24 protein-coding genes are annotated in these 24,325 nt (G+C 70.4%); 12 read left to right on the forward strand and 12 right to left on the reverse strand.

Features of this window, described 5'->3' with window-relative positions:
* Positions 1-40 precede the first annotated feature (40 nt).
* The gene (locus ASG94_RS15850; RefSeq protein ID WP_056927449.1) at positions 41-1,849 is read right to left on the reverse strand and encodes a glycoside hydrolase family 15 protein; all 1,809 of its coding nucleotides are present in this window, start codon (positions 1,847-1,849) and stop codon (positions 41-43) included.
* 418 nt (positions 1,850-2,267) lie between these two features.
* On the opposite strand from ASG94_RS15850, the gene ASG94_RS15855 reads away from it, so the two are divergent.
* The 4 genes from ASG94_RS15855 to ASG94_RS15870 all read left to right on the forward strand — a co-directional run bounded on the left by ASG94_RS15855 (position 2,268) and on the right by ASG94_RS15870 (position 4,838).
* Positions 2,268-3,020 carry a ZIP family metal transporter gene (locus ASG94_RS15855; protein ID WP_056927450.1) on the forward strand — a complete coding sequence of 251 codons (753 nt, stop codon included), beginning with the start codon at positions 2,268-2,270 and terminating at the stop codon, positions 3,018-3,020.
* 121 nt (positions 3,021-3,141) lie between these two features.
* On the forward strand, positions 3,142-3,429 hold the full coding sequence (locus ASG94_RS15860; RefSeq protein ID WP_056927451.1) for a hypothetical protein: 288 nt from the start codon (positions 3,142-3,144) through the stop codon (positions 3,427-3,429).
* A 283-nt stretch (positions 3,430-3,712) separates the two neighbouring features.
* Positions 3,713-4,273 carry a hypothetical protein gene (locus tag ASG94_RS15865; RefSeq protein WP_056927452.1) on the forward strand — a complete coding sequence of 187 codons (561 nt, stop codon included), beginning with the start codon at positions 3,713-3,715 and terminating at the stop codon, positions 4,271-4,273.
* A gap of 148 nt (positions 4,274-4,421) precedes the next feature.
* The gene (locus ASG94_RS15870) at positions 4,422-4,838 is read left to right on the forward strand and encodes a hypothetical protein (protein ID WP_056927453.1); all 417 of its coding nucleotides are present in this window, start codon (positions 4,422-4,424) and stop codon (positions 4,836-4,838) included.
* A gap of 165 nt (positions 4,839-5,003) precedes the next feature.
* Here the strand turns inward: ASG94_RS15870 and ASG94_RS15875 are convergent, their stop codons facing one another.
* Genes ASG94_RS15875 through ASG94_RS15885 form a run of 3 tightly spaced genes read right to left on the reverse strand, consistent with a single transcriptional unit; the run spans position 5,004 to position 7,218 of the window.
* Entirely contained in the window at positions 5,004-5,690 is a 687-nt protein-coding gene (locus ASG94_RS15875) for a ZIP family metal transporter (RefSeq protein WP_056927454.1), read from the reverse strand.
* Positions 5,690-6,751, reverse strand: a complete 1,062-nt coding sequence (locus ASG94_RS15880; protein WP_056927455.1) for a glucose 1-dehydrogenase — start codon at positions 6,749-6,751, stop codon at positions 5,690-5,692. Before ASG94_RS15880 ends, ASG94_RS15875 begins: the two co-directional genes overlap by 1 nt.
* Positions 6,748-7,218 carry a MarR family winged helix-turn-helix transcriptional regulator gene (locus ASG94_RS15885; protein WP_056927456.1) on the reverse strand — a complete coding sequence of 157 codons (471 nt, stop codon included), beginning with the start codon at positions 7,216-7,218 and terminating at the stop codon, positions 6,748-6,750. The genes ASG94_RS15880 and ASG94_RS15885 overlap by 4 nt, the downstream gene beginning before the upstream one ends.
* 149 nt (positions 7,219-7,367) lie before the next feature.
* On the opposite strand from ASG94_RS15885, the gene ASG94_RS15890 reads away from it, so the two are divergent.
* Positions 7,368-9,884 (forward strand): molybdopterin oxidoreductase family protein, encoded by a 2,517-nt coding sequence (locus tag ASG94_RS15890; protein WP_056927727.1) that lies wholly within the window; start codon positions 7,368-7,370, stop codon positions 9,882-9,884.
* The gene (locus tag ASG94_RS15895) at positions 9,884-10,345 is read left to right on the forward strand and encodes a hypothetical protein (protein ID WP_056927728.1); all 462 of its coding nucleotides are present in this window, start codon (positions 9,884-9,886) and stop codon (positions 10,343-10,345) included. Before ASG94_RS15890 ends, ASG94_RS15895 begins: the two co-directional genes overlap by 1 nt.
* A gap of 1,044 nt (positions 10,346-11,389) precedes the next feature.
* Here the strand turns inward: ASG94_RS15895 and ASG94_RS15905 are convergent.
* Both ASG94_RS15905 and glnA read right to left on the reverse strand, forming a co-directional pair.
* Positions 11,390-12,112 carry a hypothetical protein gene (locus ASG94_RS15905; RefSeq protein WP_056927458.1) on the reverse strand — a complete coding sequence of 241 codons (723 nt, stop codon included), beginning with the start codon at positions 12,110-12,112 and terminating at the stop codon, positions 11,390-11,392.
* Between the two features lie 348 nt (positions 12,113-12,460).
* Positions 12,461-13,891, reverse strand: a complete 1,431-nt coding sequence (gene glnA, locus ASG94_RS15910; protein WP_056927459.1) for a type I glutamate--ammonia ligase — start codon at positions 13,889-13,891, stop codon at positions 12,461-12,463.
* A 195-nt stretch (positions 13,892-14,086) separates the two neighbouring features.
* Between glnA and ASG94_RS15915 the strand changes: the two genes are divergently transcribed.
* The 3 genes from ASG94_RS15915 to ASG94_RS15925 all read left to right on the forward strand — a co-directional run bounded on the left by ASG94_RS15915 (position 14,087) and on the right by ASG94_RS15925 (position 15,578).
* Positions 14,087-14,869, forward strand: coding sequence for a hypothetical protein (locus ASG94_RS15915; protein WP_056927460.1), 783 nt, complete (start codon positions 14,087-14,089; stop codon positions 14,867-14,869).
* A gap of 23 nt (positions 14,870-14,892) precedes the next feature.
* Positions 14,893-15,294, forward strand: a complete 402-nt coding sequence (locus ASG94_RS15920) for an RDD family protein (RefSeq protein ID WP_056927461.1) — start codon at positions 14,893-14,895, stop codon at positions 15,292-15,294.
* A 98-nt stretch (positions 15,295-15,392) separates the two neighbouring features.
* Positions 15,393-15,578 carry a hypothetical protein gene (locus tag ASG94_RS15925; protein WP_056927462.1) on the forward strand — a complete coding sequence of 62 codons (186 nt, stop codon included), beginning with the start codon at positions 15,393-15,395 and terminating at the stop codon, positions 15,576-15,578.
* A 44-nt stretch (positions 15,579-15,622) separates the two neighbouring features.
* Here ASG94_RS15925 and ASG94_RS15930 read toward each other — a convergent pair whose 3' ends face one another.
* From ASG94_RS15930 to ASG94_RS15945, 4 genes are all read right to left on the reverse strand, one after another.
* Positions 15,623-16,327, reverse strand: a complete 705-nt coding sequence (locus ASG94_RS15930; RefSeq protein WP_056927463.1) for a DUF4191 domain-containing protein — start codon at positions 16,325-16,327, stop codon at positions 15,623-15,625.
* Positions 16,328-16,397: 70 nt separating this feature from the next.
* Positions 16,398-17,342, reverse strand: coding sequence for a lipoyl synthase (lipA, locus tag ASG94_RS15935; protein WP_056927464.1), 945 nt, complete (start codon positions 17,340-17,342; stop codon positions 16,398-16,400).
* 54 nt (positions 17,343-17,396) lie between these two features.
* Entirely contained in the window at positions 17,397-18,389 is a 993-nt protein-coding gene (locus tag ASG94_RS15940) for an ABC transporter permease (RefSeq protein ID WP_056927465.1), read from the reverse strand.
* Positions 18,386-19,354 carry an ABC transporter ATP-binding protein gene (locus ASG94_RS15945; protein ID WP_056927466.1) on the reverse strand — a complete coding sequence of 323 codons (969 nt, stop codon included), beginning with the start codon at positions 19,352-19,354 and terminating at the stop codon, positions 18,386-18,388. The genes ASG94_RS15940 and ASG94_RS15945 overlap by 4 nt, the downstream gene beginning before the upstream one ends.
* Positions 19,355-19,509: 155 nt before the next feature.
* Between ASG94_RS15945 and ASG94_RS15950 the strand changes: the two genes are divergently transcribed.
* The gene (locus ASG94_RS15950) at positions 19,510-19,956 is read left to right on the forward strand and encodes a nitroreductase family deazaflavin-dependent oxidoreductase (RefSeq protein ID WP_056927467.1); all 447 of its coding nucleotides are present in this window, start codon (positions 19,510-19,512) and stop codon (positions 19,954-19,956) included.
* Positions 19,957-19,972: 16 nt separating this feature from the next.
* Here ASG94_RS15950 and ASG94_RS15955 read toward each other — a convergent pair whose 3' ends face one another.
* Both ASG94_RS15955 and lipB read right to left on the reverse strand, forming a co-directional pair.
* Entirely contained in the window at positions 19,973-20,869 is an 897-nt protein-coding gene (locus ASG94_RS15955; RefSeq protein WP_156411631.1) for a hypothetical protein, read from the reverse strand.
* A gap of 140 nt (positions 20,870-21,009) precedes the next feature.
* Positions 21,010-21,732, reverse strand: a complete 723-nt coding sequence (lipB, locus tag ASG94_RS15960) for a lipoyl(octanoyl) transferase LipB (RefSeq protein WP_056927469.1) — start codon at positions 21,730-21,732, stop codon at positions 21,010-21,012.
* Positions 21,733-21,817: 85 nt separating this feature from the next.
* On the opposite strand from lipB, the gene ASG94_RS15965 reads away from it, so the two are divergent.
* Together ASG94_RS15965 and ASG94_RS15970 are read left to right on the forward strand one after the other, a co-directional pair.
* On the forward strand, positions 21,818-22,315 hold the full coding sequence (locus tag ASG94_RS15965) for a hypothetical protein (protein ID WP_056927470.1): 498 nt from the start codon (positions 21,818-21,820) through the stop codon (positions 22,313-22,315).
* 367 nt (positions 22,316-22,682) lie between these two features.
* Complete coding sequence (locus ASG94_RS15970; RefSeq protein WP_056927471.1) at positions 22,683-23,936, forward strand: HNH endonuclease signature motif containing protein; 1,254 nt, start codon at positions 22,683-22,685, stop codon at positions 23,934-23,936.
* Positions 23,937-24,325: the final 389 nt, after the last annotated feature.

Here is a 24,325-nt window from a genome sequence, read left to right on the forward strand (position 1 = left end):
CTGGGGAGTCGTTTGTTGGTTCCTTGCGGCGGCGGGCCGCTCACCTGGCGCGGGCCTGAAAGCCGTGCGAGCTCACACCGGCCTCACCCAGGCGGTGGGCGGTCTCGATCAGTTGGGCGTGTACGAAGGCCTGGGGCAGGTTGCCGCGCAGCTGGCGTTGGACGACGTCGTACTCCTCGGCCAATAGGCCCGGAGGGCCCATGGCGGCGCGGTTGCGCTCGAACCAGCGCAGCGCGTCCTCGCGTCGACCCAGGTTGAGCAGTGCGAGCGAGAGCCAGAACCCGCACAGGACGAACGCACCCTCACTCTCGTGCAGTGGGCGGTTGTCGTCGTGGCGGAACCGGTAGACGAAGCCGTCATCGGTCAGGTCCTCCAGTACCGCCCGGATGGTCGCGATGTTGCGGGGGTCGTTGGGGACGACTGCGCCTCGGATGCCGGGCAGGAGAAGCGCGGCGTCGACGGAGTCGTCGAGAGGTGAACGCTGCCACCGTCCGGAGGTGTGCCGGCAGTCCTGGTCCACTGAGTTGATCAGCTCCTCGGCGTGTCGGCGCCACGTAGCAGCGGCGTCGCCGTGGCTGCCCAGGGTCGGCGCATCTGCGGCGGCTTTCAGGCCGGCGGCGCACATGAGCCTCGAGTGGGCCCACCGGCGATCGTCGATCTCCCAGATCCCGGCGTCGGGGTCCTGGTCACGTTTGCGGATGGCCTCGACGAGCGTGGTGACGGCGCGGCGGCCGTCGTCGTGCAGCCGGCCGCGGCCCTCGGCCGCGGCGAGCAGGAGCAGCGCCTCACCGAGCGCGTCGAGCTGGAACTGATGGTTGACCCAGTTGCCGGTCCGCACCGGGGCCCCGGGGTATCCCGGAAGCGTGACGTCGTGCTCGTCCGGGACCCGACCTCCCGTCACCGTGTATGCGGGCCGCAGGTCCGGGCCGTCCGCGAGTACGCGCTCGGACACGAACTCAACAGCGCTGTCGAGCAGCGTGTGGTCACCGATGACGGCTGCTGCTCGCCCGGCGTAGCACTGGTCGCGGATCCAGGCGTAGCGGTAGTCGTAGTTGCGCCCCTGGGCGGCGCGCTCGGGCAGCGAGGTGGTGGCGGCCGCAACCATCGCGCCGGTGCTGGAGGTGAGGCCGCGCAGGACGGCATAGGAATGACTGGATGCTCCCGGAGTCGCGGAAGCGCTCATGTCGGGAGTCGCTTCGTGCCACGCGCGCAGGGTGCGGTCCCACAGCTCAAGCGGGTCGGGCAACCGCCGGGGGAGCTCGTCACGCGAGATCTCCAGCACTAGGTCGCGGGACTCGCCAGCGGGTACCACCAGGTCCAGGACGAGTCGCCCGTCCTCCAGGTGGGCGTGCTCGGTGGAACCGGTCCATCGGTAGGCGAGCTTGCCGGAGTGACCGTGCCAGTGACCGTCCTCGCTGCGAGCCACCGTCATCGTCCGGGCGCCGAAGTCCGCGCGTAGATCCAGCCCGACGTGGACGTGGGCGACGCCCAGCGTTGCCTCGATCCGGCGCAGCAGCACGACCCGGTGCGGGTCGCCGGGAAACGCGAGCGCCTCGCGGCACTCGGTCACGGCGGTGGTCGAGACCCATCGGCTGCGCCAGATCAACGTCTCAGGCTCGTAGTAGCCGCCCCAGACGAACCGGTCGTCCGCAGGGCTCACGCCGTACCCGCCGTGGCCGCCCAGCAGGCTGGAGAACACGGCGTCGTCGTGCCAGCTCGGTGCGCACATGAACGCGATGTCCCCGCGGGGTCCCACCAGGGCACCGCGCTCGCCGTCGGCGATCAGCGCGTACTGACGCAGCACCTGCGGGACCGGGCGGATGACCTCACCGGTCGCTTGTCGCGTCATCGACCCACGACCACTATCCGCGGATCCACTGTCGTTCTAGTCATGCGGCCCTCCCGTTCAATGCGTAACGGCATGTATGCTGTTACGCAACGAAAGCACGATGAGGGAAGGGACACAAGGTGCGACTTCGTCCGCCGCGGCGGGCCCCAGGCACAGCGCCCGGTGTCGATGTCGGACGACCCCACCACTTCTCGGTCTCGCCGCAGTTCCCGCCCACGCCGCCTGTCCCGCCAAGCGCGACGCCCCGCAGTTGTCGCATCACGCCCAGTCCTCCCGGCGAGCCGACACCCCCAGCAAACGGGCAAGCCAACGAGCACCGCAACGAGCACCGCAACGAGCACCGCAACGACCAAGGAGACCGCCATGCTGGACGAACCTTCCCTGAGCACCGCACCGTTCCTGCGACCTTCCTGCTGACATGCCGATCTGGGCGCAAGCGGGACTGTGGGGCCTGATCGCGGGGGGTGCGCTGGTCATTGGCGCCCTCGTCGCTTGGCTGACCGCCGTGCCTCAGCGCGTCGTCGCCTCGGTGATGGCTTTCGGTGCTGGTGTGCTCATCTCCGCCCTCGCGTTCAACCTGGTCGACGAGGCGGAACGAAGCGGAGGCCTGCTGGCGACCGTGGTTGGCTTCCTGGCTGGCGCCGTCGTCTACCTGCTGGCCAACCTCGTCCTGGCCAGACGAGGCGCACGGCACCGCAAGCGGTCCGGCAACCAGCAGCCGAGCGAGCAGGACCACGACGGCAGCGGATCCGCCATCGCCATCGGTGCACTGCTCGACGGCATACCCGAGTCCGTCGTCCTCGGGCTCTCCCTGCTAGGCGGTAACGGCGTCGGCATCCCCGTGCTCGCGGCGATCTTCATCTCCAACCTGCCCGAGGGGCTCTCGAGCGCGGCCGGCATGAAACGCAGCGGCCGGTCAGCGCGCTACGTCTTCGGTGTTTGGGTCGGTGTGGCCCTCGCCAGCGGCGCCGCCGGGCTCCTGGGCTGTCTCCTCCTGCAAGGTGCCTCAGCCCAGGTGGTCGCCGTCATCACCGCCCTGGCGGCCGGCGCCATCTTGACGATGGTCGCCGACACCATGATTCCGGAGGCGTTCGAGCGCACCCACCTCTACGCCGGTCTGCTCGCCACCGTGGGCTTCCTGACCGCGTTCACGATCGGCCGTGCCGGATGACGCTCCATCGCACGCCAAGGAGCCCGGACCCGGCTCCACCGACCACAACCCCGCAAGCCCCTACGTCTCAGTCAGCTAACACACGAAGGAAGTCCGCCAACCCGATAGAAGGAAGTGACCGATGTTCACCCTCACCCGCGAAGCACACGAAGCGGTGCGGCAGATCTCGAGCTCAGGAACCGCCGCGGAGATTCCGGGCCTGCGCATAAGCCGCCGCAGCGACCGTCCCACCTTCGCCGTCCGGCGCGCCGCCGCCCCTCACGAGATGGATCGAATCGTCGAGCACGACGGTGCTCGCGTCTTCCTCGCACCCATCGCCGCCCTGCGCTTCGCTGACAGCGTGCTCGACGTCCGCACCGACCAGTCCGGTCGACTCGAGTTCATCGTCCGCGACCACGATGATGACTGACCCCAGCCGGGTCCGCCGGACCCGTGACGAAGCGCGCGTGGCGCCACGTCGAGGCCCAACGGCAAGGGGCACCGTAGAGACACAGCGCGTTGTCCTGGGTCGAGCCGAACCCGCCGTACCCGACCCGGTTCAACAGCTCTCACCGAATGGTTACGACGTCGTGACCTTCAGGCTCGGCCGGTGGCCTCGTGGCCAGTTCGGCGCGGACGCTGTGCCCGGAAACCGTGCCGACGGACCTTCGCAACGGCGTCTGTCTCACCGGGGTCTTGGTAGTGGTGGAGACATGCCTCGCACCGAGATGGACGACCGCACACTGATGGACGAACCGGGCCTACATCGCCGCCACGGCCACGGCCACGGCCACGGCCACCGTCCCCGCCACCGCGACCGCCACGGCCACCGCCGCACGGGTTCAAGACATCGGCTGAGGGTGGTGATGCTGGTCGTGTGCGTGGCCCTTGCCGGCCTGTTGTCCTCCTGCGGCCAGGAGGGTGTGAGCGGGGCGGCGCCCTTGAGCGAGCGGGCGGAGAACGACGTCCCCCTCAACCCTCCGACATTGCGGTTCCACGTGTCCAAGGACGGTCAGGTCGGCGCATCACCGGACCGGGAGGCCGAAGCCGGTGAAGTCGTCGCCATCGTCCTCGAGAACGAGAGCGACGCCCGCTACGAGCTTCACCTGATGGACCCCGACGGTGAGGACGTGTTCACCGTCGATGCGCCGGCAGGCGAGCGCGGAGACGGTCGCACGATGCCGCGCGTCGTCGGAAGTCACGTCGTCAAGATCTACCCGGCAGACACCCCGCAGGCTGCGGAGGAGTTCCTCGTTGACGTGTCGAAAACCTAGGAGGGCTCAGGTGCGAATCACCCGGACCACCCGGACCGCCCGAGCCGCTGAGCGGCGACCTGCCGGGAGAGCACGCATGCGCGGGGTTCGACGAGCACGGTGGATCGGGGGATTCCTCTTGGCACCGGCGCTGTTGTCCGGGTGCTCGGTGGGAGCCCCGGTCGAAGCGAAGTCCTACCAGCCATCGATCGGCAGCAACGCCCGTACCGAGCAGGTCGACGCCCTGGGCGTGGCGATCGTGGTCGACGGCGACAGGAACGGACGAGTCGTCGGCACGTTGCTCAACACCGAGAGCCGGCGACACGCGCTGACAGGCGCCACCGTCAAGAGCGATGGGGTGCCGTTGAGATCCGCGCTGCTCGCCGACGTGGTCCTCCTGCCGCCGGGCGAACCGGTGAACCTGGCCCACGAGGCGCCCGTGTCCGTGCCAGCCGACCAGCTGTCCGTGGGGTCGTTCGTCGAGCTGACGCTGGACGTCACCGATGGTGAGCTCGTTCAGATGCTCGTCCCGGTCGAGGCGAAGAGGGGCCCGTACGCAGACTTGGACGTGGTCGCCGTCTCGTAGCGCCCCGTCAGGTGAGTTTGCCATTCGAGGGGACGCACCCTCCGGCAACTATCGCTGAGCTCTGCCGAGGTCTGCCGAGGCCTGCAGTGTGCCTTCGTTCGACGCATCGGCCGGCGCCGATGGACATGTCGGGCCCGGCGCCACGCACAGAGGCCGCCTCCAGTGTCAGAGGCTCAGCAGGAAGCCGGTAACGAAGCCTGCAGCGCTGGCCAGGGCGATGGCCGGGCCACCGTCACCGAACGCCTCGGGGGCGAGCGTGTCGATGACGGAGGCGAGGACCGCGCCGCCAGCGAAAGCAAGCGGATACGCCAGGGTCGAGGGGTCGGCGCCGACGAACAGGTACCGGCCAGCGAACACGGCCCCACCAAGCAGCACGGTCGCGGCGCCCCACACTCCGATGACGAACCTCGGACTGCGGTCGCGGTCCAGCATGCTCCGCGCGCCGGCCAGGGCCTCGGGAAAGTTGCTCACGAACACCGCGACGAGCAGCGCGACACTGGCTGTGCTGTTGAGTGAGACCCCAAGCGCCGTGTTCTCCGGGATGCCGTCGAGCGTGACCCCGGCCAGCAGAGCCAGCCCGGCGGCGCTGCCCGACGTACGACGGTCGAGCCACGTGTCCGCGACCACGAAGACCAGCGCACCCGCCGCGAAAGACAGCCCTGCTCGCCACGGGCCGCCGCCCTCGTAGGCCGGCTCGAACAGCTCAAAGGACGCCGACACGATCAGCGCGCCGGCCGCGAAGGCGAGGACGGAGGCCACCAGTCGCTTCGGCGGCTCCCACCGCACGCCGACGATGGCACCCGCGAGCAACGGTAGTGAGGCGCCGGCGGCGTACACGATGGTCGTCCACATCAGACGACTCCGTCCTCGAGGGTGACGACGACCTTGACGTCCTCGCCCGGCCGATCGAACGCCGAGGCCGCCTCGTCGAGCGGGACGGTCGTGGTGATGAGCCGGCGCAGCCAGTCCCGGTCTGCGGCGGCGAGCGCCTCGGCGGCGGCTTGGTAGTGGCGCAGGTTGGCGTTGACGGAGCCAATGACGGCGTCGTTCTCCAGCACGAGGCTGCGGTTGAGGCCGCCCGCGTCCACGGTCAGGTCCCGTCCGCGCGGCGACACCCCGGTGAGGCAGACGATGCCGTAGGACCCGGTGCCGGCGATCGCGTCGAAGACGACAGATCCGGCCCCGGTGGCCTCGATGACCACGTCGGGTCGTGCCCGGTCGACGACCCGGTCGACGCTCGTGTGGTGGTAGGTCGCCCCGAGGTCGCGTACCAGTTTGGGCTTGATTCCGTCGGCGACCCTGTCGAGGACGTGCACGTCGAGGCCGCGTTGCACCCCGAGCATCGCTGCCAGCAACCCGATGGGTCCCGCGCCGGTGACGAGGACCGTGCGGGGGTCGAACCACGCGCGCCCACCGACGCGGTCGACCTGCTCCCACGCCTTGGCCACCACGCTGGTCGGCTCGGTCAGGACCCCTGCGAGGCCCAGGCCGGCGTCCACGCGTACGGCATACCGCTCGGGGACGGTCCACCATTCGCTGCCGAAGCCGGGCAGCTCCTTGATGCCGCGCTCGGTGTAGCGACCGTTGCGGCACATGTCCCACTCGCCGACCGCGCACGCCCCGCACGGCTCCGGGTCCGGACGGCGCACCGCCCCGACGATGAGGTCACCGCGGTCGAACGTGCTGCCCGATGGCACCTGCTCGACGCGACCGAGGGATTCGTGGCCCAGCACGAGCCGGTCCTGTCCGGGTGGAGCCCAGCCGTAGTCACCGCGAACGATCTCCATGTCGGTGCCGCAGACACCGACCGCGAGTCCGCGCACCAGCAGTTCACCAGCGGCCGGCTCGGGGTCGGGTACGTCTTCGATGCGTAGTGAACCCGGTGTGCTGGGTTGGACGGTCAGGGCTCTCATCGTTCCGCCTCGTCGCTGATGCTGCTCGCGACGGTCTCTGTCTCGTGGGCTGCGGCGTTGAAGGCATGCAGGACCTGCACAGCGGGGCGCCAACTGGTGGGAGGCATGGCAGCGACGACGGCCCGCAGCTCGCGCAATCGATGCTCGCTGACCGCGTCGAGCACGCGTCGCCCCGCAGCAGTGGCCTCGACGACCGAGGCCCGGCCGTCCGCTGGGTCGGTTGTCCGCCGCACGAGGCCCTGATCGACCAGGCGGGCCACCAGCCGGCTGGCGTTGGACTGGTTGACGCCGAGGTCGTCGGCCAGGGTGCCGATACGTCGCGGACCGTCGGCGGAGACGAGCACGAGCAGCCGGTGCTGGGGGACCGTCAACGGGACCGGGGCCGCTGCCACGGACCGCAACGACATGCCCAGCAGCGCTCGGCTGGCGGTCATGAACGCCGCGGCGGCGGCTTCTGCGTCGGTCATCTTCTTGGCTCCGTTCTGCTCAGTGGCGTCATTGGCCAGGTCTTGTAGGTAACCCCCGCGGGGGTGGACCGGCCTTGTCGGGCCGTGCCACACTCGCAGTGTATGCGCTAGGGCATGCAAAGTGTTGGGATGTCGAAGGAGGAATGGACGTGAGCGACCGGATCGCCGACATCTACGGAGCTCGTACGCCGCACACGAAGGGGACGGTGTGGCCTGCGCGGGTGGACCAGTTCCTCGACCCAGGGATCGGCGAGGACAGTGTCGACTCCTGGGTGCAGTCGGCGTGCCTGCTGTGCAGCAACGGCTGCGGCGTCGACATCGCGGTCAAGGAAGGCCGCATGGTCGGCGTCCGAGGCCGCGCGACGGACGTGGTCAACCACGGCCGCCTCGGCCCCAAGGGCCTCTACGGGTCCACCAGGTGGGCGAACTCCGGGGACAGGCTGACCCGACCGCTGGTGCGCGAGGACCGGCGGCTGGTCGAGACCGATTGGGAGACCGCCATGGGCCGCATCGTGGAAAGGTCGAAGTCGCTGCTGGAGAAGAAGGGGCCCCTGAGCCACGGTTTCTACACCTCCGGGCAGCTGTTCCTCGAGGAGTACTACGCCCTCGCCGTCATCGGCAAGGCCGGGCTCGGCACCCCGCACATGGACGGCAACACCCGGTTGTGCACCGCGACCAGTGCCGCGGCGTTCAAGGAGTCCTTCGGCGCGGATGGCCAGCCTGGGTCCTACACCGACATCGAGCACTGCGACGCGATCTTCCTCTACGGCCACAACATGCCCGAGACCCAGACCGTCCTCTGGGCGCGCATCCTCGACCGGACGCGAGGCGATGACCCGCCGGTGGTGGTGTGCGTCGACCCACGCCGAACCCTGGTCGCGATGGAGGCCGAGCGCACCGGCGGCGTGCACCTCGCGCCGCGCGTCGGCACCAACCTCGCGCTGATGAACGGCCTGACCCGCGAGCTCCTCGTCAACGGGTGGGTCGACCAGGACTGGGTGGCCGCCCACACGCTCGGCCTCGAGGATCTGCGGTCCACTGTCGAGCCGTACACCCCCGAGCACGTCGCCGACATCTGCGGCGTCGGCGCGGACGACGTACGCCGGGCGGCACGGATCTTCGGCGAGAGCGAGGCCGTGCTCTCAACAGTCCTGCAGGGCTTCTACCAGTCGCACCAGGCCACGGCCGCCTCCGTCGCCGTGCACAACCTGCACTTGCTGCGCGGGATGATCGGCCGCCCGGGTGCCGGCATCCTGCAGATGAACGGCCAGCCCACCGCCCAGAACAACCGCGAGTGCGGAGCCGACGGGGACCTGCCGGGTTTTCGCAACTGGGACAACCCCCACCACGTGCAGCAACTCGCCGACGCCTGGGACGTCGACGCCATGACCATCCCGCACTGGGCGCCCCCCACCCACGCGATGCAGATCTTCTCCTACGCCGAGACCGGCTCCATCGAACTGCTGTGGATCTCCGCGACCAACCCCGCCGTGTCGATGCCGGAGTCGGCCCGCATCCGCCGGATCCTCGGCGGCGACCAGTGTTTCGTCGTGGTGCAGGACCTGTTCCTCACCGAGACCGCCGAGCTCGCCGACGTCGTCCTGCCCGCCGCCGGCTGGGGAGAGAAGACCGGCTGCTTCACCAACGTCAACCGCACAGTCCACCTGTCCGACAAGGCCGTCGACCCGCCGGGAGAGGCGAGGGGCGACCTCGACATCTTCTTGATGTACGCCGACCGCATGGGGTTCACCAACCGGTCCGGCGAGCCGTTGATCGGGTGGCGAACAGCCGAGGAGGTCTTCGACGCGTGGGCGGCCATTACCGCCGGCCGGCCGGTCGACTACACAGGACTGTCCTACGACAAGCTGCGCGGGCCCACGGGCATCCCGTGGCCGGTCAACGACGACCACCCCGACGGCACCGACCGGCTGTACACCGACGCCGTCTTCCCGACCGACACCGACTACTGCGAGACCTACGGCCACGACCTCATCACCGGCGGCACCGTGACCGAACAAGAACACCGCGCCATGGGCCCCTCCGGACGGGCCTTCCTCAAGGGCGCGCCGTACACGCCACCACACGAGGAGCCGTCCGCCGACTTCCCGCTGCGGTACACCACCGGCCGCACCGTGTACCAGTTCCACACCCGCACCAAGACCGGCCGCTCCGGCGACCTCAACCGGGCGGCACCGGACGCGTGGGTCGAGATCTCCCCAACCGACGCAGATGCGCGCGGCATCGTCGAAGGCGACTGGGTTCGCGTGGAGTCCCCCCGCGGTGCCATCGAAGTCCGCGCCAGGGTCGGTGACGTCATGCACGGCGCGGTGTTCGCGCCGTTCCACTACGGCCACTGGGAGCCGGCCGCCGCGAAGGGGGGAGGACATGACGACGCCAACCACCGGCTCGCCAACGAACTCACCATGACAGTGTGGGACCCGGTGTCGAAGCAACCGACCTTCAAGACCGCCGCGTGCCAGGTGACCCGCCTACGCGACGGCGACGGCCCCGCTCCTGCCCCCACCACGGGCGCATCCGCACCAGCAGAGCGTCACGGCGCACGCCGGCGCCGCCCGCGGCCCACCCAGGGTGGTGGGCCGACCACCAGCACCACACTTGCTCAGACCCCGACCTACCCCCTCGACCCGGCCCAAGGAGCGTCGTGATGCCCCACCTCACCACCTACGTCGGGCTGGCCGACCACAGTGAACACACCCTCGCCGACTCGTTTCGCACGGTCGCCGAGGGCCACGCCCGGGCAGCCGACGTGTTCCACACCTGCCGCCTCCTCGCAGGCTGGTCTGACGAACACCGCACGGCCCTGGCACCCATCATCGAGCGCTACGGTGAAGCCGACGTCGACGAACCCGAACGCCTCCACGCCGCCGGCCTCGCCGAGAGCCGAGACGGGGACATCGGGTTGTTGCGCGACCTGCAAGACCTCCACGTCCTCGCAACCCTCGTGCAGACCACCTGGACCGTCATCGCCCAAGGAGCACAAGGGCTGCGCGACCACGAATTGCTCGACGTCGCCACCAGCTCCAACGCGCACACTGCACGCCAACTGACCTGGCTCAACACCCGACTGAAGGCCGCCGCCCCACAGGCACTCATCGTCGCCCCGTGAGTTGCCACCGTGCCTGGGGCCGCCGGATATCGGCGGACTCCCAGGACTATCTGAAGCGTCACGGGTCTGATGTCGCTCCCAGGCAAGAGTCGAACTTGGGACCTTTCGCTTAGGAGGCGGCTGCTCTATCCATCCACGCGCAAAGTCCTTTGCCTACAGAGCTCCGGAGTCGGAAGAGCTGTCGATGGCGGTGGTGAGCAGGGTGGTGAGCAGGGTGGTGAGCAGGGTGGTGAGCGGTTCGACGGGCACCGCTCTGCCCTCAATCTGCCCTCACCAGACCCGAAAACGATGCCAACCGACGGTGATTACTGAAATGCTCGGCATCGGAGTTGGTGCAGGTCAGGAGCACATCACGAGTGATTACGATTAACGTCCAAAGCCCGCGCTATCGTCCCGGAGCAACGTCTGACACTGCCCTGCTGTGGCGGGAGGCGGGATGCTCGCGGACCGGGCCTGGAAGAGCCTGCGGAGGCATCTGGCTCCGGTTGGGCGACCTGGTGCGTCGCTCGCGTTACCCGAGGACGGCGTGCTCGGTGGAAAAGGCTTCCGCTCAGCAGCGATCAATGACTAGGGAGTCGGGGCGGCCACCGGGGACCGCCATTTGAGGCGTGCAACTCCTGGGAGCGGTGTCTCCGTCGTGACCGCGGTGTCGGCGGTAGCAAAGAGGACGGCGTTGTACATCGGGAGTCCGGGGACGGTCAGGTGCTCGAGCGGCAGCACCTCGTGAGCCGTCGCGGTAATGCGGTCGTGTCCGGTGCGGTCGATCGTGATGTGGACGTCGAGCGCGGTAGTAGTGCCGCTGTTGGTGAACGCGACGCCTGGGAGCGTCTCGTCGCGGTGGTGCGTCCATTGCACGTCGCGCCATTCGCCAGCAATGTCCTCGGCGCGTTTGGCGCGCTCGTCGGCGGCGGCGGCAAGTGCGATGGCCTCGGATGCGTGCCGGTTGGCGGTACGCGCGTAGGCCCAGTCACGACAGCGGCGCCGAGGGCGAGCACGATGCCGAGGAACGTGAGCTGCTCGGTCGCGCTCATGGAACTTCGGCGGTCACTGTGTGCCTGGGATTTGGCCGGTGAGCGCGGCCGTTACCACGCTGATGCCGATCTCGCGTCCGGCGCCGCGTAGGCTCTCCAACACCTTCTGGGCTCGAGTGCGGGTGTCCTCGTCCTCGCGGGTGTTATCGGCAATCGCTTGTAACGCGGCGATCATGCGGTCGAGGGCCGAGTCGGGGGTGGGCCAGAGTTCGGTCTCTCGAAGCCCGCGTTCGCTGAGACGGATGCCGAAGAATTCTCCGCCAGAGTCGTAAGTGAAAGTCGCGGTCACGAAGCCGGTGCGTTGTAGCACGTCGTACGACTTGATCACGTCCCGCGGGCGGAGGTTGAGGCGTGCGGCGATGTCGTCCACGAGTGCAACGTCTGCGTCGCTCTCGGCGCCTCTGGCGAGTTCGCGAAGCACTGGAAGGTCGACGCGGTTCCACCGATCGAGTCGCAGGTCGGTGTCCGTCTGGTCGGAGGCCTCGTCCAAGCTGTTGTGGGCGACTGCTGCTCGTCCCTCAATGGTGAGTGCGACCCAGTGGTCGAGGTGCGTGTCGCCCAGGCGAGCCTGGGACGGGGTGGTTTTCACAAGCTCACGGTTCTCGAGCCGTTCGAGGAGCTGGCTGGCGCGGGCGAAGTCCCAGCCAAGGGCGTCCGCGATCGTCTGAGACGTGGGGTCGGCGTCGGATGCCTGCTGACGGGCGAGCTCGGCTAGAAACGTGCGCTGGTCGGTCATCGCGTTTCCTTCGGGCCGGTGGTCGAGATGTTGGCGACCGTACCTGCGCCCTCCGACAGCCGGCAGGCACTCTCGCATTGGCGGATCGGGCCTGACTTCGCCGCGGTGGACGGATGCCCCGTCGATCGCGCTTACGCAAGTCCCACGCGTCTCGTCCGGGCGCCACATCCGTAACCGAGCCACAGATGGTTGAAAACTGTACCGTGTAACATCTGTGTAACGAGGCATTGGCAATCCACGCGAAACGCCGCCGAACGACCAGAAGGTCGATCGGCGGCGTTTGTGCAGGTCAGAGGCGGTTTTCTTCGGTTGCTGGGCAACGTCGGAGACCGCCCCGAATGGCCGAAATTAGATGTCGTAGTACAGCTCGAACTCGTGCGGGTGCGGCCGCAGCTGCACGGGCAGGATCTCGTTGGTGCGCTTGTAGTCGATCCAGGTCTCGATCAGGTCGGGCGTGAAGACGTTGCCCGCCGTGAGGAACTCGTGGTCCCTCTCCAGGTTGTCCATCACCGCGTTGAGCGACGTGGGGACCTGGTCGATGTCGGCCATCTCGTCCGGCGGCAGCTCGTAGATGTCCTTGTCGATCGGCGCCGGCGGCTCGATCTTGTTCTGGATGCCGTCGATGCCGGCGAGCAGCAGCGCCGAGAAGGCCAGGTAGGGGTTGGCCGACGGGTCGGGGCAGCGGAACTCGACGCGCTTGGCCTTGGGGTTGGCACCCGTGATCGGGATGCGCACGCAGGCCGAGCGGTTGCGCTGGCTGTAGACCAGCGAGATCGGGGCCTCGAAGCCGGGCACCAGGCGGTGGTAGGAGTTGACCGTCGGGTTGGTGAAGGCCAGCAGCGACGGGGCGTGCTTGAGGATGCCGCCGATGTAGTGGCGCGCGGTGTCGGACAGTCCGGCGTACCCGGTCTCGTCGTAGAAGAGCGGCTCGCCGTCCTTCCAGATCGACTGGTGGCAGTGCATGCCGGAACCGTTGTCGCCGAAGATCGGCTTGGGCATGAAGGTCGCGGACTTGCCGTTGCGCCAGGCCGTGTTCTTGATGATGTACTTGAACTTCATCACGTCGTCGGCGGCCTTGAGCAGCTCGTCGAACTTGTAGTTGATCTCCGCCTGGCCGGCCGTGCCGACCTCGTGGTGGGCACGCTCGACGAGCAGGCCCGACTTCTCGAGCTCGATGACCATCTCGTCGCGGAGCTCGCCGAAGTGGTCGTACGGCGCGACAGGGAAGTAGCCGCCCTTGTACTTCACCTTGTAGCCGCGGTTGGGGTTGTCCTCGGTGCCGATGGAGCCCGAGTTCCAGGCGCCGGCCTCGGAGTCGATGTGGTAGTAGCCCTCGTTCTGCGACGTGGCGAACCGGACGCTGTCGAAGACGTAGAACTCGGCCTCGGGCGCGAAGTAGGCGGTGTCGCCGATCCCGGTGGAGGCGAGGTAGGCCATCGCCTTCTTGGCGATGTTGCGCGGGTCGCGCGAGTAGGCCTCGCCGGTGATCGGGTCGTGGATGAAGAAGTTGACGACCAGCGTCTTGGAGACGCGGAAGGGGTCGATGTAGGCGGTGGTGACGTCCGGGAACAGCGACATGTCGGACTCGTGGATGGCCTGGAAGCCACGGATCGAGGAGCCGTCGAAGGCGAGGCCGTCGTCGAAGACAGACTGGTCGAACGAGGACACGGGCACAGTGAAGTGCTGCATCACACCGGGCAGGTCACAGAAGCGGACGTCGACCATCTCGACGCCCTCGTCCTTGATGTACTTGAGCAGCTCGTCGCTGTTGCTGAACATGCGTCCTCCTGGGTGGCGACCGGACGGTCGCGGCACCGAAGTGTGTGGAACCGACGTGGAGTACGGCGCACCGTTGCACCGGATGCCCGTGAACCTACGCACGGGCCGTTTCTCGACCGTATCTCGTTTGTTTCGTGCAGGTAACAGATGTCCCGCCCACCGGGCCGCGCCGAGGCTCCTCCTAGGGTCGGGGTCATGCGTTCCCCCCATCGTCCCGCCCGTCCGACCTCCGTCCTGGTCGCTGCCCTCACCACCTGCGCGCTGGGACTCAGCGCCTGCAGCGGCGGCGGGAGCGACGGCGAGGGTGGGGCAGGCGACGGTGACGGCGCGGCGTACGACACGACGACGCTGATGCCCGCGGTCAGCGCCGCGGTCGCGGACGAGGAGTCGGCCCACGTCACCCTCGGCACCAAGGAGTCGGCCGGCGACATCGAGGCCGACGTCAGCTGGGGCGAGGACCCGGCGCTGGTCGCCGTGACCGGGGACCAGACGGGTGCCGGGCTGGAGGTGCGCCGCGTGGGCGGCCGCGTGTACGTCGGCGGCGCGGCGGCCAAGGACCGGTGGCGCTACCTCGAGGAGGACGACCCGCGCCTGCAGGGCGCGGAGGGCTTCGACGCCGGCGTGGTGCCGATCCTGCTCGCCATCGACGTCCCGGCCGAGGTGGCGGCCCTCGAGGCCGGGGTCACCGACGTCGGCGAGGCGACGCCCGACGAGGTCGCGGGGGAGGACGCGACCCGCTACGACATCACGCTCGACACGAAGTCGTGGCTGGCCGAGCTGCCGCAGGAGTCGATCTACCGGGTGATGGACGTGCCCGCAGAGCTCGAGGCGGAGCTGTGGATCGACGAGGACGCCCGGCCGGTGCAGCTGGCCTACCAGGTCGGCGACGATGCCGCGCGGTCGGCGCTGGTGGGCTGGAGCGCGTGGGGCGAGCAGGTGCAGGTCGAGGTGCCCGAGGGTGCGAAGCCGGTGCGCTGAGGCGCGCCACCTAGGCTGGGGCGGTGACCGAGACCCCCTCCGTCGGGACCGCCTCCTGGGGGCGCCGCATCCTCGCCCTCGTCGTCGACTGGTTCGCCTGCACGCTGGTGGTCGTGGCGCTGATCGGCCCGCGGGGCTGGAGCGACGACCCGCTGTCGGGCTTCTACGTCCTCGGCGTCTTCGTCGCCGAGTCGGCGCTGTTCACGGCCGTCGCCGGCGGCTCGTTCGGCCAGCTCGCGACCCGCATCCGGGTCGTGCGCGACGACGGGTCCTACGGGCCGGTGTCGCTGTTGCGCTGCGTGCTGCGCCAGCTGCTGGTGGCCCTGGTGGTTCCGCCGCTGGTCTTCCGTCCCGACGGGCGCGGCCTGCACGACATGGCGGCCGGCTCCCGCACCGTCCGGGTCGAGGACCTCCGCACGATCTGAGGTGGTCCGGGTCCGCGCACGGGGAGTTGTCCCGATGTGCGCGGGGGTGCCTCAGGGCGAGAGTCGGGTGTACCAGCCGCCCACCCGAGGAGCCCATCGTGTACACCACCTACGGCATCCAGTCCGTCGCCCGCCAGCAGGTCGCGGAGCGTGTCGCCGACGCTGAGCAGGCCCGCCGAGGCCGGGCGTTCCGCCGTACCTGGCGCGACGCCGGCAAGGAGCCCGTGCCCGCGCGCCGGGCCGTCGGCCGGGTCGCCGCGATCCGCATCGTCCTGCCGCACTGAGGGTCGCGGCCGGGGGACTGCCCGGGCTGGCGTCGGCGTGAGGGTCAGCGGCCGCGCTGCTGGCCGCGCTGGCCCTTCATCGAGGTCGGCACCGGGCCCTTGGGCAGCGGGACGGCGCCGCGCTGCGCGTCGATCGCCTTGAGGCGGTTGAGGACGTCGGTCATCTCGCCGGGCTTGAGGCTCTTGCCGAGCTTGGAGACGTGCCGGACCAGCTTGGGCAGCGGGACCTCGCCCGCGCCATTGCCGCAGACGACCTCGTGGATCGGCGTCTCGGGGAGCACCCGTGCGTGCTTGCGTCGCTCGGTGGCCATCAGGGCGCGCAGGCGTTGGGGGTTGCCCTCGCCGACGAGCACGATGCCGGGCGGGCCGACGACGCGGTGCACGACGTCCTGCTGGCGGTTGAAGCCGACCACCGGGTCGGTCTTCCAGCCGCGCCGCAGCATGGTGAGCGCCGAGGCGGCCGCGCCGACCTGGCCCTCCATCTGACCGTACGCCGCCTTCTGCGCCCGGCGCCCGAAGACGGTGAGGGCGAGCAGGAGGCCGACGAGGAACGCGCCGACGATCGCGAGCACGAGCGCGAGGGTGCCGTCGCCCGGCAGGAACCAGATGACCGCGAAGCCGACCACGGCGCCGAGGAGGAACGCACCGAGGATCCACAGCCCGATGGTGCGGTCGGTCTTCTTCGCCATCCGGTAGGTCTGGATGAACTGCTGCCGCCGCGAGGTGGGCGGAGTGGCGGGGGTCGACATGCGGGCCCTTTGCGATGTGCGGAGTGCGGTGGTTGAGACGGATCAGGCGGTGCGGATCAGGCGGTGCGGATCAGGCGCTGACGCTGGCGGAGTCGCGCGCGTCCATGGCCTGACGGTACAGCCGTCCGGCCCGGTAGGACGAACGCACCAGCGGTCCGGACATCACGCCGGAGAAGCCGATCTGGTCCGCCTCGTCCTTGAGCTCGACGAACTCCTCGGGCTTGACCCAGCGCTCGACGGGGTGGTGCCGGGGGGAGGGGCGCAGGTACTGGGTGATGGTGATCAGCTCGCAGCCGGCCTCGTGCAGGTCGCGCAGCGCCTGACTGACCTCCTCGCGCGTCTCGCCCATGCCGAGGATCAGGTTGGACTTGGTCACCAGGCCGAAGTCGCGGGCCTGGGTGATGACGTCGAGGGAGCGGTCGTAGCGGAAGGCGGGACGGATCCGCTTGAAGATGCGCGGCACGGTCTCGACGTTGTGGGCCAGCACCTCGGGGCGGGACTCGAAGACCTCGGTCAGCAGGTCGGGCTTGCCGTTGAAGTCGGGGATCAGGTTCTCCACGCCGGTGCCCGGGTTGAGCTCGTGGATCGCGCGCACCGTCTCGGCGTACAGCCAGGCGCCGCCGTCGGGCAGGTCGTCGCGGGCGACGCCGGTGATGGTGGCGTACTTGAGCTCCATCTTCTGAACCGACTCCGCGACGCGGCGCGGCTCGTCACGGTCGAGCGGCTTCGGCTTGCCGGTGTCGATCTGGCAGAAGTCGCAGCGCCGGGTGCACTGGTCGCCGCCGATGAGGAAGGTGGCTTCCTTGTCCTCCCAGCACTCGAAGATGTTGGGGCAGCCGGCCGACTGGCACACCGTGTGCAGGCCCTCGGACTTCACGAGGTTGGTGAGCGAGGTGTACTCCGGCCCCATCTTGGCCCGGGTCTTGATCCACTCCGGCTTGCGCTCGATCGGCGTCTCGGCGTTGCGGATCTCCAGGCGGAGGAGCTTGCGTCCTTCAGGTGCCGGTGCAGTCACGCCGTCACTGTACGCCGCGCCCCGAGGGCGCCCAATTCGGCCTCCGGGCCCGCTTCACGGGATGTCGCGGCGCCGGAAGGACCCCAGCGACGCGGCTCCGACCAGGCCCAGACCCGAGAGCAGGTACGCCGCCGCGGTGCGTGCCTCCAGGACGCGTTCGCCCGAGCAGACCATGCCCGTTCCGTCGTCGACGCACGTCTGCGGCGTCTCGGTGTAGTAGACGGCCCCGTCGCCGATCCAGGCCAGCACGTTGAGGTGCGGCAGCCACCGCTCGGGGGACTCGAAGGGGAGCACCGCGATGAGGAACGAGCCCGCGACGACCACCGCGAAGAGGATGCCGAGGGTGGCGACCGTGCTGCGGAACAACATGGTGGTCACCAGGCCGGCGAGCCCGGCCGCGGCGGCGAGCAGCGCGCCGCGGACGACCTGCCAGCCGACGTCGCCGGCCGTCCCGCCGGCGATCGTGAGGTCGCGGGCACGCGCGACGCCGGCCAGTCCCAGCCACCAGGCGGTTGCGACGACCAGTCCGAGCAGCAGCCCGGTGACGACGACGGCGCCGGCCTTGGCGGCGTACACGCGCAGGCGTCGTGGCTCGAACAGGAGCTGGTTGCTCATCGACCCGCTGGCCCAGTCGGCACCCACGAACGTCGCGCCGAGGAGCATCATCAGGCCCGCCACGACGATCGCGATGCCGGTGCCGCTGCCCTCGAGCTCGCGACGCAGGTCGAGGGGCTGGCGGAACTGTCCGGACCACCACGAGGTGACCAGCGTGCGGCACTGCTCGGAGACGTCGGCCTGGTCGTCCGGCACCTCCTCGGGCGGGAAGAACTGCTCGGGCTTGCGCTCGCAGCGGCGCAGCTCCTGGGCGAAGCCGGGCTGGGCCTGCGCCTGCTCGGTGGCCCGCTGGACCTCGGCGTCGGAGTAGGGACGCGTGCCCCACACGGTGCCCGCCCAGATGAGGGCGGGGACCACGAAGGACGCGACCAGGAGCACCAGGCAGGCGCGCCGCCAGCGCAGGCGGGTGAGCTCGACCCCCAGGAGCCTCATGCGTGCACACCCCCGTCCGCGGTGGTGCTGCCGAGGGTGTCCTGGGACGTCAGCTCGAGGAACACGGTCTCCAGGTCGGGCCGGACCGAGGTCAGCTCGGAGAGCCAGACCCCCGCCTCGCCCAGGGTGCGGGTGATCTCGGCCGGCGGGACGTCGGTCTCCACGCGCAGCGAGGTGGCCCCGTCACCGTCACCCGACACGGCGTACGGGCCGCCCCCGAGGGCCCGACGGGCGGCGTCGGGGTCGTCGACGACGATGCGGTACGACGTGCTGGCGCCGAGCAGGTCCTCGACCCGTCCGGAGGCGAGCAGCCGGCCGTTGCCGATGATGGTCGCGGAGGTGCAGACCTGCTGGACCTCGGCGAGGATGTGGGAGCTGAGCAGCACGGTCACGCCGGCCTCGCCCAGGGTGCGGATCGTCTCGCGGATCTCCCGGATGCCGGCGGGGTCGAGACCGTTGGTGGGCTCGTCGAGGATGAGCAGCTGCGGGTCCTTGAGCAGGGTGGCGGCGATGGCCAGGCGCTGCTTCATGCCGAGCGAGTAGGCCCGGTAGCGGTCCCCGTCGCGACCCCTCAGGCCGACGGTGTCGACGGCGGCGTCGACGCGCTCGGCGGCGATGCCCTTCGAGCGGGCCAGGATGGTGAGGTTCTGCCGTCCGGTGAAGTGAGGGAGGAACTTCGGCATCTCGACCACGGCCCCCACCCGGTCGATCACCCCCGGCAGTCCCGCCGGCACCGGGGTGCCGAAGAGCGCCATGTCGCCCCGGGTGGCCCGGGCCAGGCCCAGCAGCATCCGGATGGTGGTGGTCTTGCCGGACCCGTTGGGGCCGAGGAACCCGTGCACCCCGCCGCGCGGGACCGCCAGGTCGAGGTCCTGCACCGCGACGCGGGTGCCGCGCCTCCCGCTGAACTCCTTGCGCAGCCCCCGGGTCTCGATGACCAGGTCTGCCGTGGCCGTGCTCGACACGGCTCTCCTCTCCTGGACGTCACCGCGACGTCCTCCCCGTGGAGGGCACTGTGGCAGTCGCCGGGGACAGTCGTCCCGCGGCACGCCGGGACGGGCCGCGAGCCGGGCGTTGACCGGCGCGGTGCCGGCGAGGACGCTGGGAGTCGGGAGGAGCGATGGGGACCCTGCGGCACCGCTTCACGAGGACCGGCAACGTGATCGGCGTGTGGCTGCACCACGTGGCACGTGGTCACCTGGACAGCGGCGGGCGCGCGCAGGTGCTCATGGTGACCTCGCCGGGCCGGCGCACGGGAGTGCCCCGCTCGACGATGGTGCGGTTCCTCGAGCACGAGGGTGCCTACGTGGTGTGGGGGAGCGGCTCCGGCTCGCCCACCGACCCCGACTGGTTCCGCAACCTGCGGCGGGCCGAGCGGTCGAGGATCGAGATCGGCACGCGCGGCCTCGAGGTGCGACCGGAGGTCCTGACCGGGGAGGAGCGCGACCGGGTCTGGCGCGAGGTCGTGCTCGCTCGCGTCCCCGAGGTGGCGAAGTACGAGCGCAAGGCGGGACGGACGATCCCGGTGGCCTTGCTCCGGCCGGTCGGAGCCGCCGACCCGACGTGACGAGCGGAGCCGGCGCTCAACCGTGCCGGCGCCGGCGAGACGTCATGGCCGTGGCCGTGGTCGCCGTGAGCAGGAGGACGCCGGACCAGCCGACCAGGTAGGTCGCGGCCGCGCCCGTCGTGCGAGTGACGTCACGGGTGCAGTACCCCGGGCCCGGGGCAGAGGTGCCGGGACCCGGGAACACCAGGAGCGGGAAGTCCTCGTCCGGCAGGGTGCACCGCTCGGCCTCGGGTGGGCCCCCGTACACGGCGCCGCCGAAGAGGAAGGCCTCGACGTTGAGCGGGGGGAGCCAGGGGTCGATCGGGGCCCGGGGGAGCAGCAGGACCACACCCGCCGCGACCGCTGCGCCGGCCAGCGTCAGCACCACGCGCAGGCGGCCGCGCAGGAGCACGCCGGCCGACGTGCCCGCGACGGCAGCCAGTGCGACCAGCAGCGCGCCGTACCGCACGAAGGACCAGGTCTCCTCGCCGACGAACGGGTCGGTGCCCCGCATGCGGGCGCTCAGGCCCAGGCCCAGCCACCACAGCACGCCGACCTCCGCCGCGACCAGCCAGGTCGCGAACGCCACCGTCGCCGCCCTGCGGAGGAGTCCACGAACGCCGGGGCCGGGCGCCCACAGGGCGCCGATCAGCAGGCTCGTCGCCGCCATCGCCAGCACGGCGAGCGTGGCCACGTCCCAGGGTGCGGGGCTGAGGTCCAGTGCCTTCCGGGCCGGGGCCGCACCGTTGAGGATGAGGCTGGCACGCTCGCAGTCGGTCGTGGGGAAGCTCCACTCGCACCACTCGAGATCCTCGGCGTACTCAACCGTCGCCTCCACCCGTGCCCGGTCGGCAGCGACGTCCTCGGCCGAGAGCGGTCGGGTGTCCCAGACGACGAAGAGCCACAGGAGCGTCGGGAGGACGAGGAGCGTCACCGCCATCAGTGCGACGGACCGCGGCACGTCGGGCCGTCGTACCGGCACGTGTCCCCCCCGCCAGCCAGCGGCCCCGTGCGGACCGCTCGGCCGCAGCGTAGGGCGGCTCCGGGGGATGCGTCAGGCGATCGCGGTGATCGTCAGCGACCGGGGGTGATCAGCTCGATGCGCGGACCGTGGGCGGGCTCGGGGCGGGCCTCGTAGTCGGGCGTCGCGTCGTACGGCGCCCACGCGAGGTGGTCGGTGAGGTGGCGACGCACGCTGGGCAGGACGTCCTCGACGCTCACGTCGCGACCGAGCTCGGTGCTCAGCGAGGTGACCCCTGCGTCGGCGATGCCGCAGGGGACGAAGCGGTCGTACCAGCCGAGGTCCACGTCGCAGTTGAGCGCGAAGCCGTGCATCGTGACGCCGCGGCTGACCCGGATGCCGAGGGCGGCGATCTTGCGCTCGGGACCGCGGTCGTCGGCGCGCAGCCAGACGCCGCTGCGCCCGGGGACGCGTGCCGTGGTGACCCCGAAGTCGCTGCACACGCGGATCAGCGCCTCCTCGACCCGGCGTACGTAGTCGACGACCTTGACGTGGTCGGGCAGCGGGACGATCGGGTAGCCCACGAGCTGGCCCGGGCCGTGGAAGGTGATCTTGCCGCCGCGATCGACGTCGATGACGTCGGCGCCGCCCGGGTCGAGCGGTCGCTCGTGCGGGTCGGTGCGCTTGCCGGCCGTGAAGACCGGGGGGTGCTCGAGCAGCAGCACGGTGGGCTCCTGCTCGCCGGCCACGACGCGGGCGTGCACCTCGCGCTGGAGCTCCCACGCGGACAGGTAGTCGACGGCCTCGGGTCCCAGCCCGGCGATGTCGAAGCGCATGGTCGTCAGCGTACGCCGCGCTGTCGGCGGGCCCGCCTGTGGATGAGCGCCGACGCCCTCGGCCGATCTGCGGCACCGTGGTGGCGTGGACCCGCGACGACTCCTCCCGATCCTGGTCGGCCTCACCGTGCTGGCCGTGCTCGGCACCGCCGCTCTGGTGGCCCTGCGGCGCTCCTCGGTCGAGCCCGCCCCGTGGCCCGTCGCCGCGACGGGCGACGGCCCTCGGGCCGTCCTCGCCGGATGGGACTCGCGTCGTGCGCGGGCGTGGGCTGATGGCGACGTGGAGGGGCTGCGTGACCTGTACGTCCCGGGCTCGCGCACCGGGCGCGCCGACGTGCGGATGCTGACGTCGTACGTCGACCGCGGGCTGACCGTGCAGGGGCTCGAGACCCAGGTGCTCGCGCTCGCGGTGGTGGACGTCTCGACGCAGGTCGTGGACGTGCGCGTCACCGACCGGGTGAGTGGCGCCGAGGCCGTCGACGGTCGGACCGTCATCCCGCTGCCGGACGACCGGCCGTCCACGCGGCGGGTGGTGCTGCGGCTCGTGGAGGGGGAGTGGCTCGTCGACGAGGTGCGAGAGTGACCGGGCACTTCCTGTCGCGTGGGGAGCGCCGACCGGGCGCCTCCTGGCAGCACAGGGGCGCCGACCGGGCACTTCCTGTCGGGTAGAGGGCGCCGAGCGGGCAGTTCCTGTCGGGTAGGGGGCGCCGAGCGGGCACTTCCTGTCGGGTAGGGGGCGCCGACCGGGCAGTTTCTGGCCGCACGGGGCGCCGAGCGGGCGATTCCTAACCGCTGGGTGCGTCGAGTGGTCGCGAGACTGCCTGGCTCTCGCTGTGCAGGCTTGTCCCCGATTGTGGGTATGCCACTCGAACGTTTGTTCGAGTAAACTGATGGCGCGGAACCGATCCCGTACGAAGGGGTCGCGCAGCGGGGGATCAGCGGGGGCTGACATGACGACGGGACACCTGGTCCAGGAGTGTGGCGAGGCGATCTCCGCCGCCCTGGACAAGGTGGGCCAGGTCGAGCTCCTGTACTTGTCGCCGGCCGACAAAGCGCGGGCCTTGGTCGAGCTGGCGCGGCTGGAGTCGCGGGTGACGGCGACCCGGTTGCGGTTGATGGCGGTGGCCGACGAGGTGGCCAAGGAGTCGGGGGACCGTGATGTCGCCGCGTGGTTCGCCCGCACGGCGCGGGTGGACCGGGGTCCGGCTCGTCGGGACCTGCGGCTGGCTCGCGTGCTCGAGCACCGGTGGACTCTGGTGGCGGAGGGGCACACGTCGGGGGAGGTGTCGACCGCGCAGGCCGACGTGATTGCCCGGGCGTTGGACGACCTGCCCGACGACACCCCGGCCGACGTCCTGCTCAAGGCCGAGCGGGTGCTGGTCGAGCACGCCGCGACCTTCGCGCCGCACGAGTTGCGGGTCCTCGGGAGTCGGATCCTCGACGTCGTCGCTCCCGAGGTGGGTGAGGAGCAGGAACGCAAGAAGCTCGAGGACGAGGAGCGGCACGCCCGCAGGACCACGTCGCTGACGACTCGTTCGCACGGCGACGGGACGACGACGATCCGGATCCGGGTCCCCGACGCGACCGCGGGCCGACTGTTGACCTACCTGCACGCGTGGACCAACCCCCGCAAGCACGACGACGCAGCTGCGGGCAACAGTCAGGGCCACGACGCCGGCGACCAGGGTGTGGTGCCGTACAGCACCCGCCTCGGGCACGCGTTCTGCTCCCTGCTCGAGCACCTCGACCCCACCGCTCTGCCCCGGCACGGCGGCACCGCGACCGCGGTCGTCATCACAATGGACTTCGACACCCTCGTCAGCGGCCTCGGGGTCGCGACCACCAGCACCGACGGCCGGATCACCGCCGCCGAGGCCCGCCGCCTGGCCTGCACCGCCAAGATCGTCCCCGCCGTCCTCGGCGGGAAGTCCGAGCCCCTCGACCTCGGCCGCGCCAAGCGGCTCTACGACAACGCCCAACGCAAGGCCATGGGCCTCCGCGACGGCGGCTGCCGGGCCGAGGGGTGCGACATCCCTGCCGCCTGGTGCGAGGCCCACCACCTCATCCCGTGGTCGAAGAGCGGGAGGACCGACCTCGCCGACGGGCTCCTGCTCTGCTCCCACCACCACCATCGGGCCCACGACGACCGCTACCTCCACGACCGCCTCCCCAACGGCGACCTGAGGTTCCACCGCCGCAGATAGGCCCCGTCCCACGTTCGACGAACCCCCGGTTCCAGGACAGGTGTGCGACTCGGCAGGCGAGCGCGGTGATCAGAGCCGGGGCGCCCGGCGCCACAGCCTGAGAGCGGACAGCGGTTCGCCTCGACACGTGGACTGCTTGATCAAACGCCGGCCACCGGCGGATCCTAAGGAACACGTCTCGGATCTCGGGTGATCGGAGGTTGCGGGATGGGCGCACTACCTCGCCCCGGTTTGCCCCCCGGGGCGCAGCGTGACCTCGTCGTCGCCCTCCACGACCTGCACCACCGCGCCGGCTGGCCGTCGCTGCGGACCCTTGCTCGTGAGACGGGCGTATCCCACACCACCGTCTCGAAGGCCTTCTCGTCACCTTCCCTTCCCCCGTGGGGCAC

Origin of the sequence: Nocardioides sp. Soil805 (assembly GCF_001429625.1) — a bacterium.
Classification (GTDB): Bacteria; Actinomycetota; Actinomycetes; order Propionibacteriales; family Nocardioidaceae; genus Nocardioides.

Coding starts and splice junctions, on each gene's coding strand:
- ASG94_RS15865 (WP_056927452.1), top strand. CDS start 3,713: ATGCCTCGCACCGAGATGGACGACCGCACACTGATGGACGAACCGGGC.
- ASG94_RS15905 (WP_056927458.1), bottom strand. CDS start 12,112: ATGACCGACCAGCGCACGTTTCTAGCCGAGCTCGCCCGTCAGCAGGCA.
- ASG94_RS15930 (WP_056927463.1), bottom strand. CDS start 16,327: ATGTCGACCCCCGCCACTCCGCCCACCTCGCGGCGGCAGCAGTTCATC.
- lipB (WP_056927469.1), bottom strand. CDS start 21,732: ATGCGCTTCGACATCGCCGGGCTGGGACCCGAGGCCGTCGACTACCTG.
- ASG94_RS15875 (WP_056927454.1), bottom strand. CDS start 5,690: ATGTGGACGACCATCGTGTACGCCGCCGGCGCCTCACTACCGTTGCTC.
- ASG94_RS15860 (WP_056927451.1), top strand. CDS start 3,142: ATGTTCACCCTCACCCGCGAAGCACACGAAGCGGTGCGGCAGATCTCG.
- ASG94_RS15970 (WP_056927471.1), top strand. CDS start 22,683: ATGACGACGGGACACCTGGTCCAGGAGTGTGGCGAGGCGATCTCCGCC.
- ASG94_RS15855 (WP_056927450.1), top strand. CDS start 2,268: ATGCCGATCTGGGCGCAAGCGGGACTGTGGGGCCTGATCGCGGGGGGT.
- ASG94_RS15950 (WP_056927467.1), top strand. CDS start 19,510: ATGGGGACCCTGCGGCACCGCTTCACGAGGACCGGCAACGTGATCGGC.
- ASG94_RS15880 (WP_056927455.1), bottom strand. CDS start 6,751: ATGAGAGCCCTGACCGTCCAACCCAGCACACCGGGTTCACTACGCATC.
- ASG94_RS15895 (WP_056927728.1), top strand. CDS start 9,884: ATGCCCCACCTCACCACCTACGTCGGGCTGGCCGACCACAGTGAACAC.
- ASG94_RS15885 (WP_056927456.1), bottom strand. CDS start 7,218: ATGACCGACGCAGAAGCCGCCGCCGCGGCGTTCATGACCGCCAGCCGA.
- ASG94_RS15915 (WP_056927460.1), top strand. CDS start 14,087: ATGCGTTCCCCCCATCGTCCCGCCCGTCCGACCTCCGTCCTGGTCGCT.
- glnA (WP_056927459.1), bottom strand. CDS start 13,891: ATGTTCAGCAACAGCGACGAGCTGCTCAAGTACATCAAGGACGAGGGC.
- ASG94_RS15850 (WP_056927449.1), bottom strand. CDS start 1,849: ATGACGCGACAAGCGACCGGTGAGGTCATCCGCCCGGTCCCGCAGGTG.
- ASG94_RS15940 (WP_056927465.1), bottom strand. CDS start 18,389: ATGAGGCTCCTGGGGGTCGAGCTCACCCGCCTGCGCTGGCGGCGCGCC.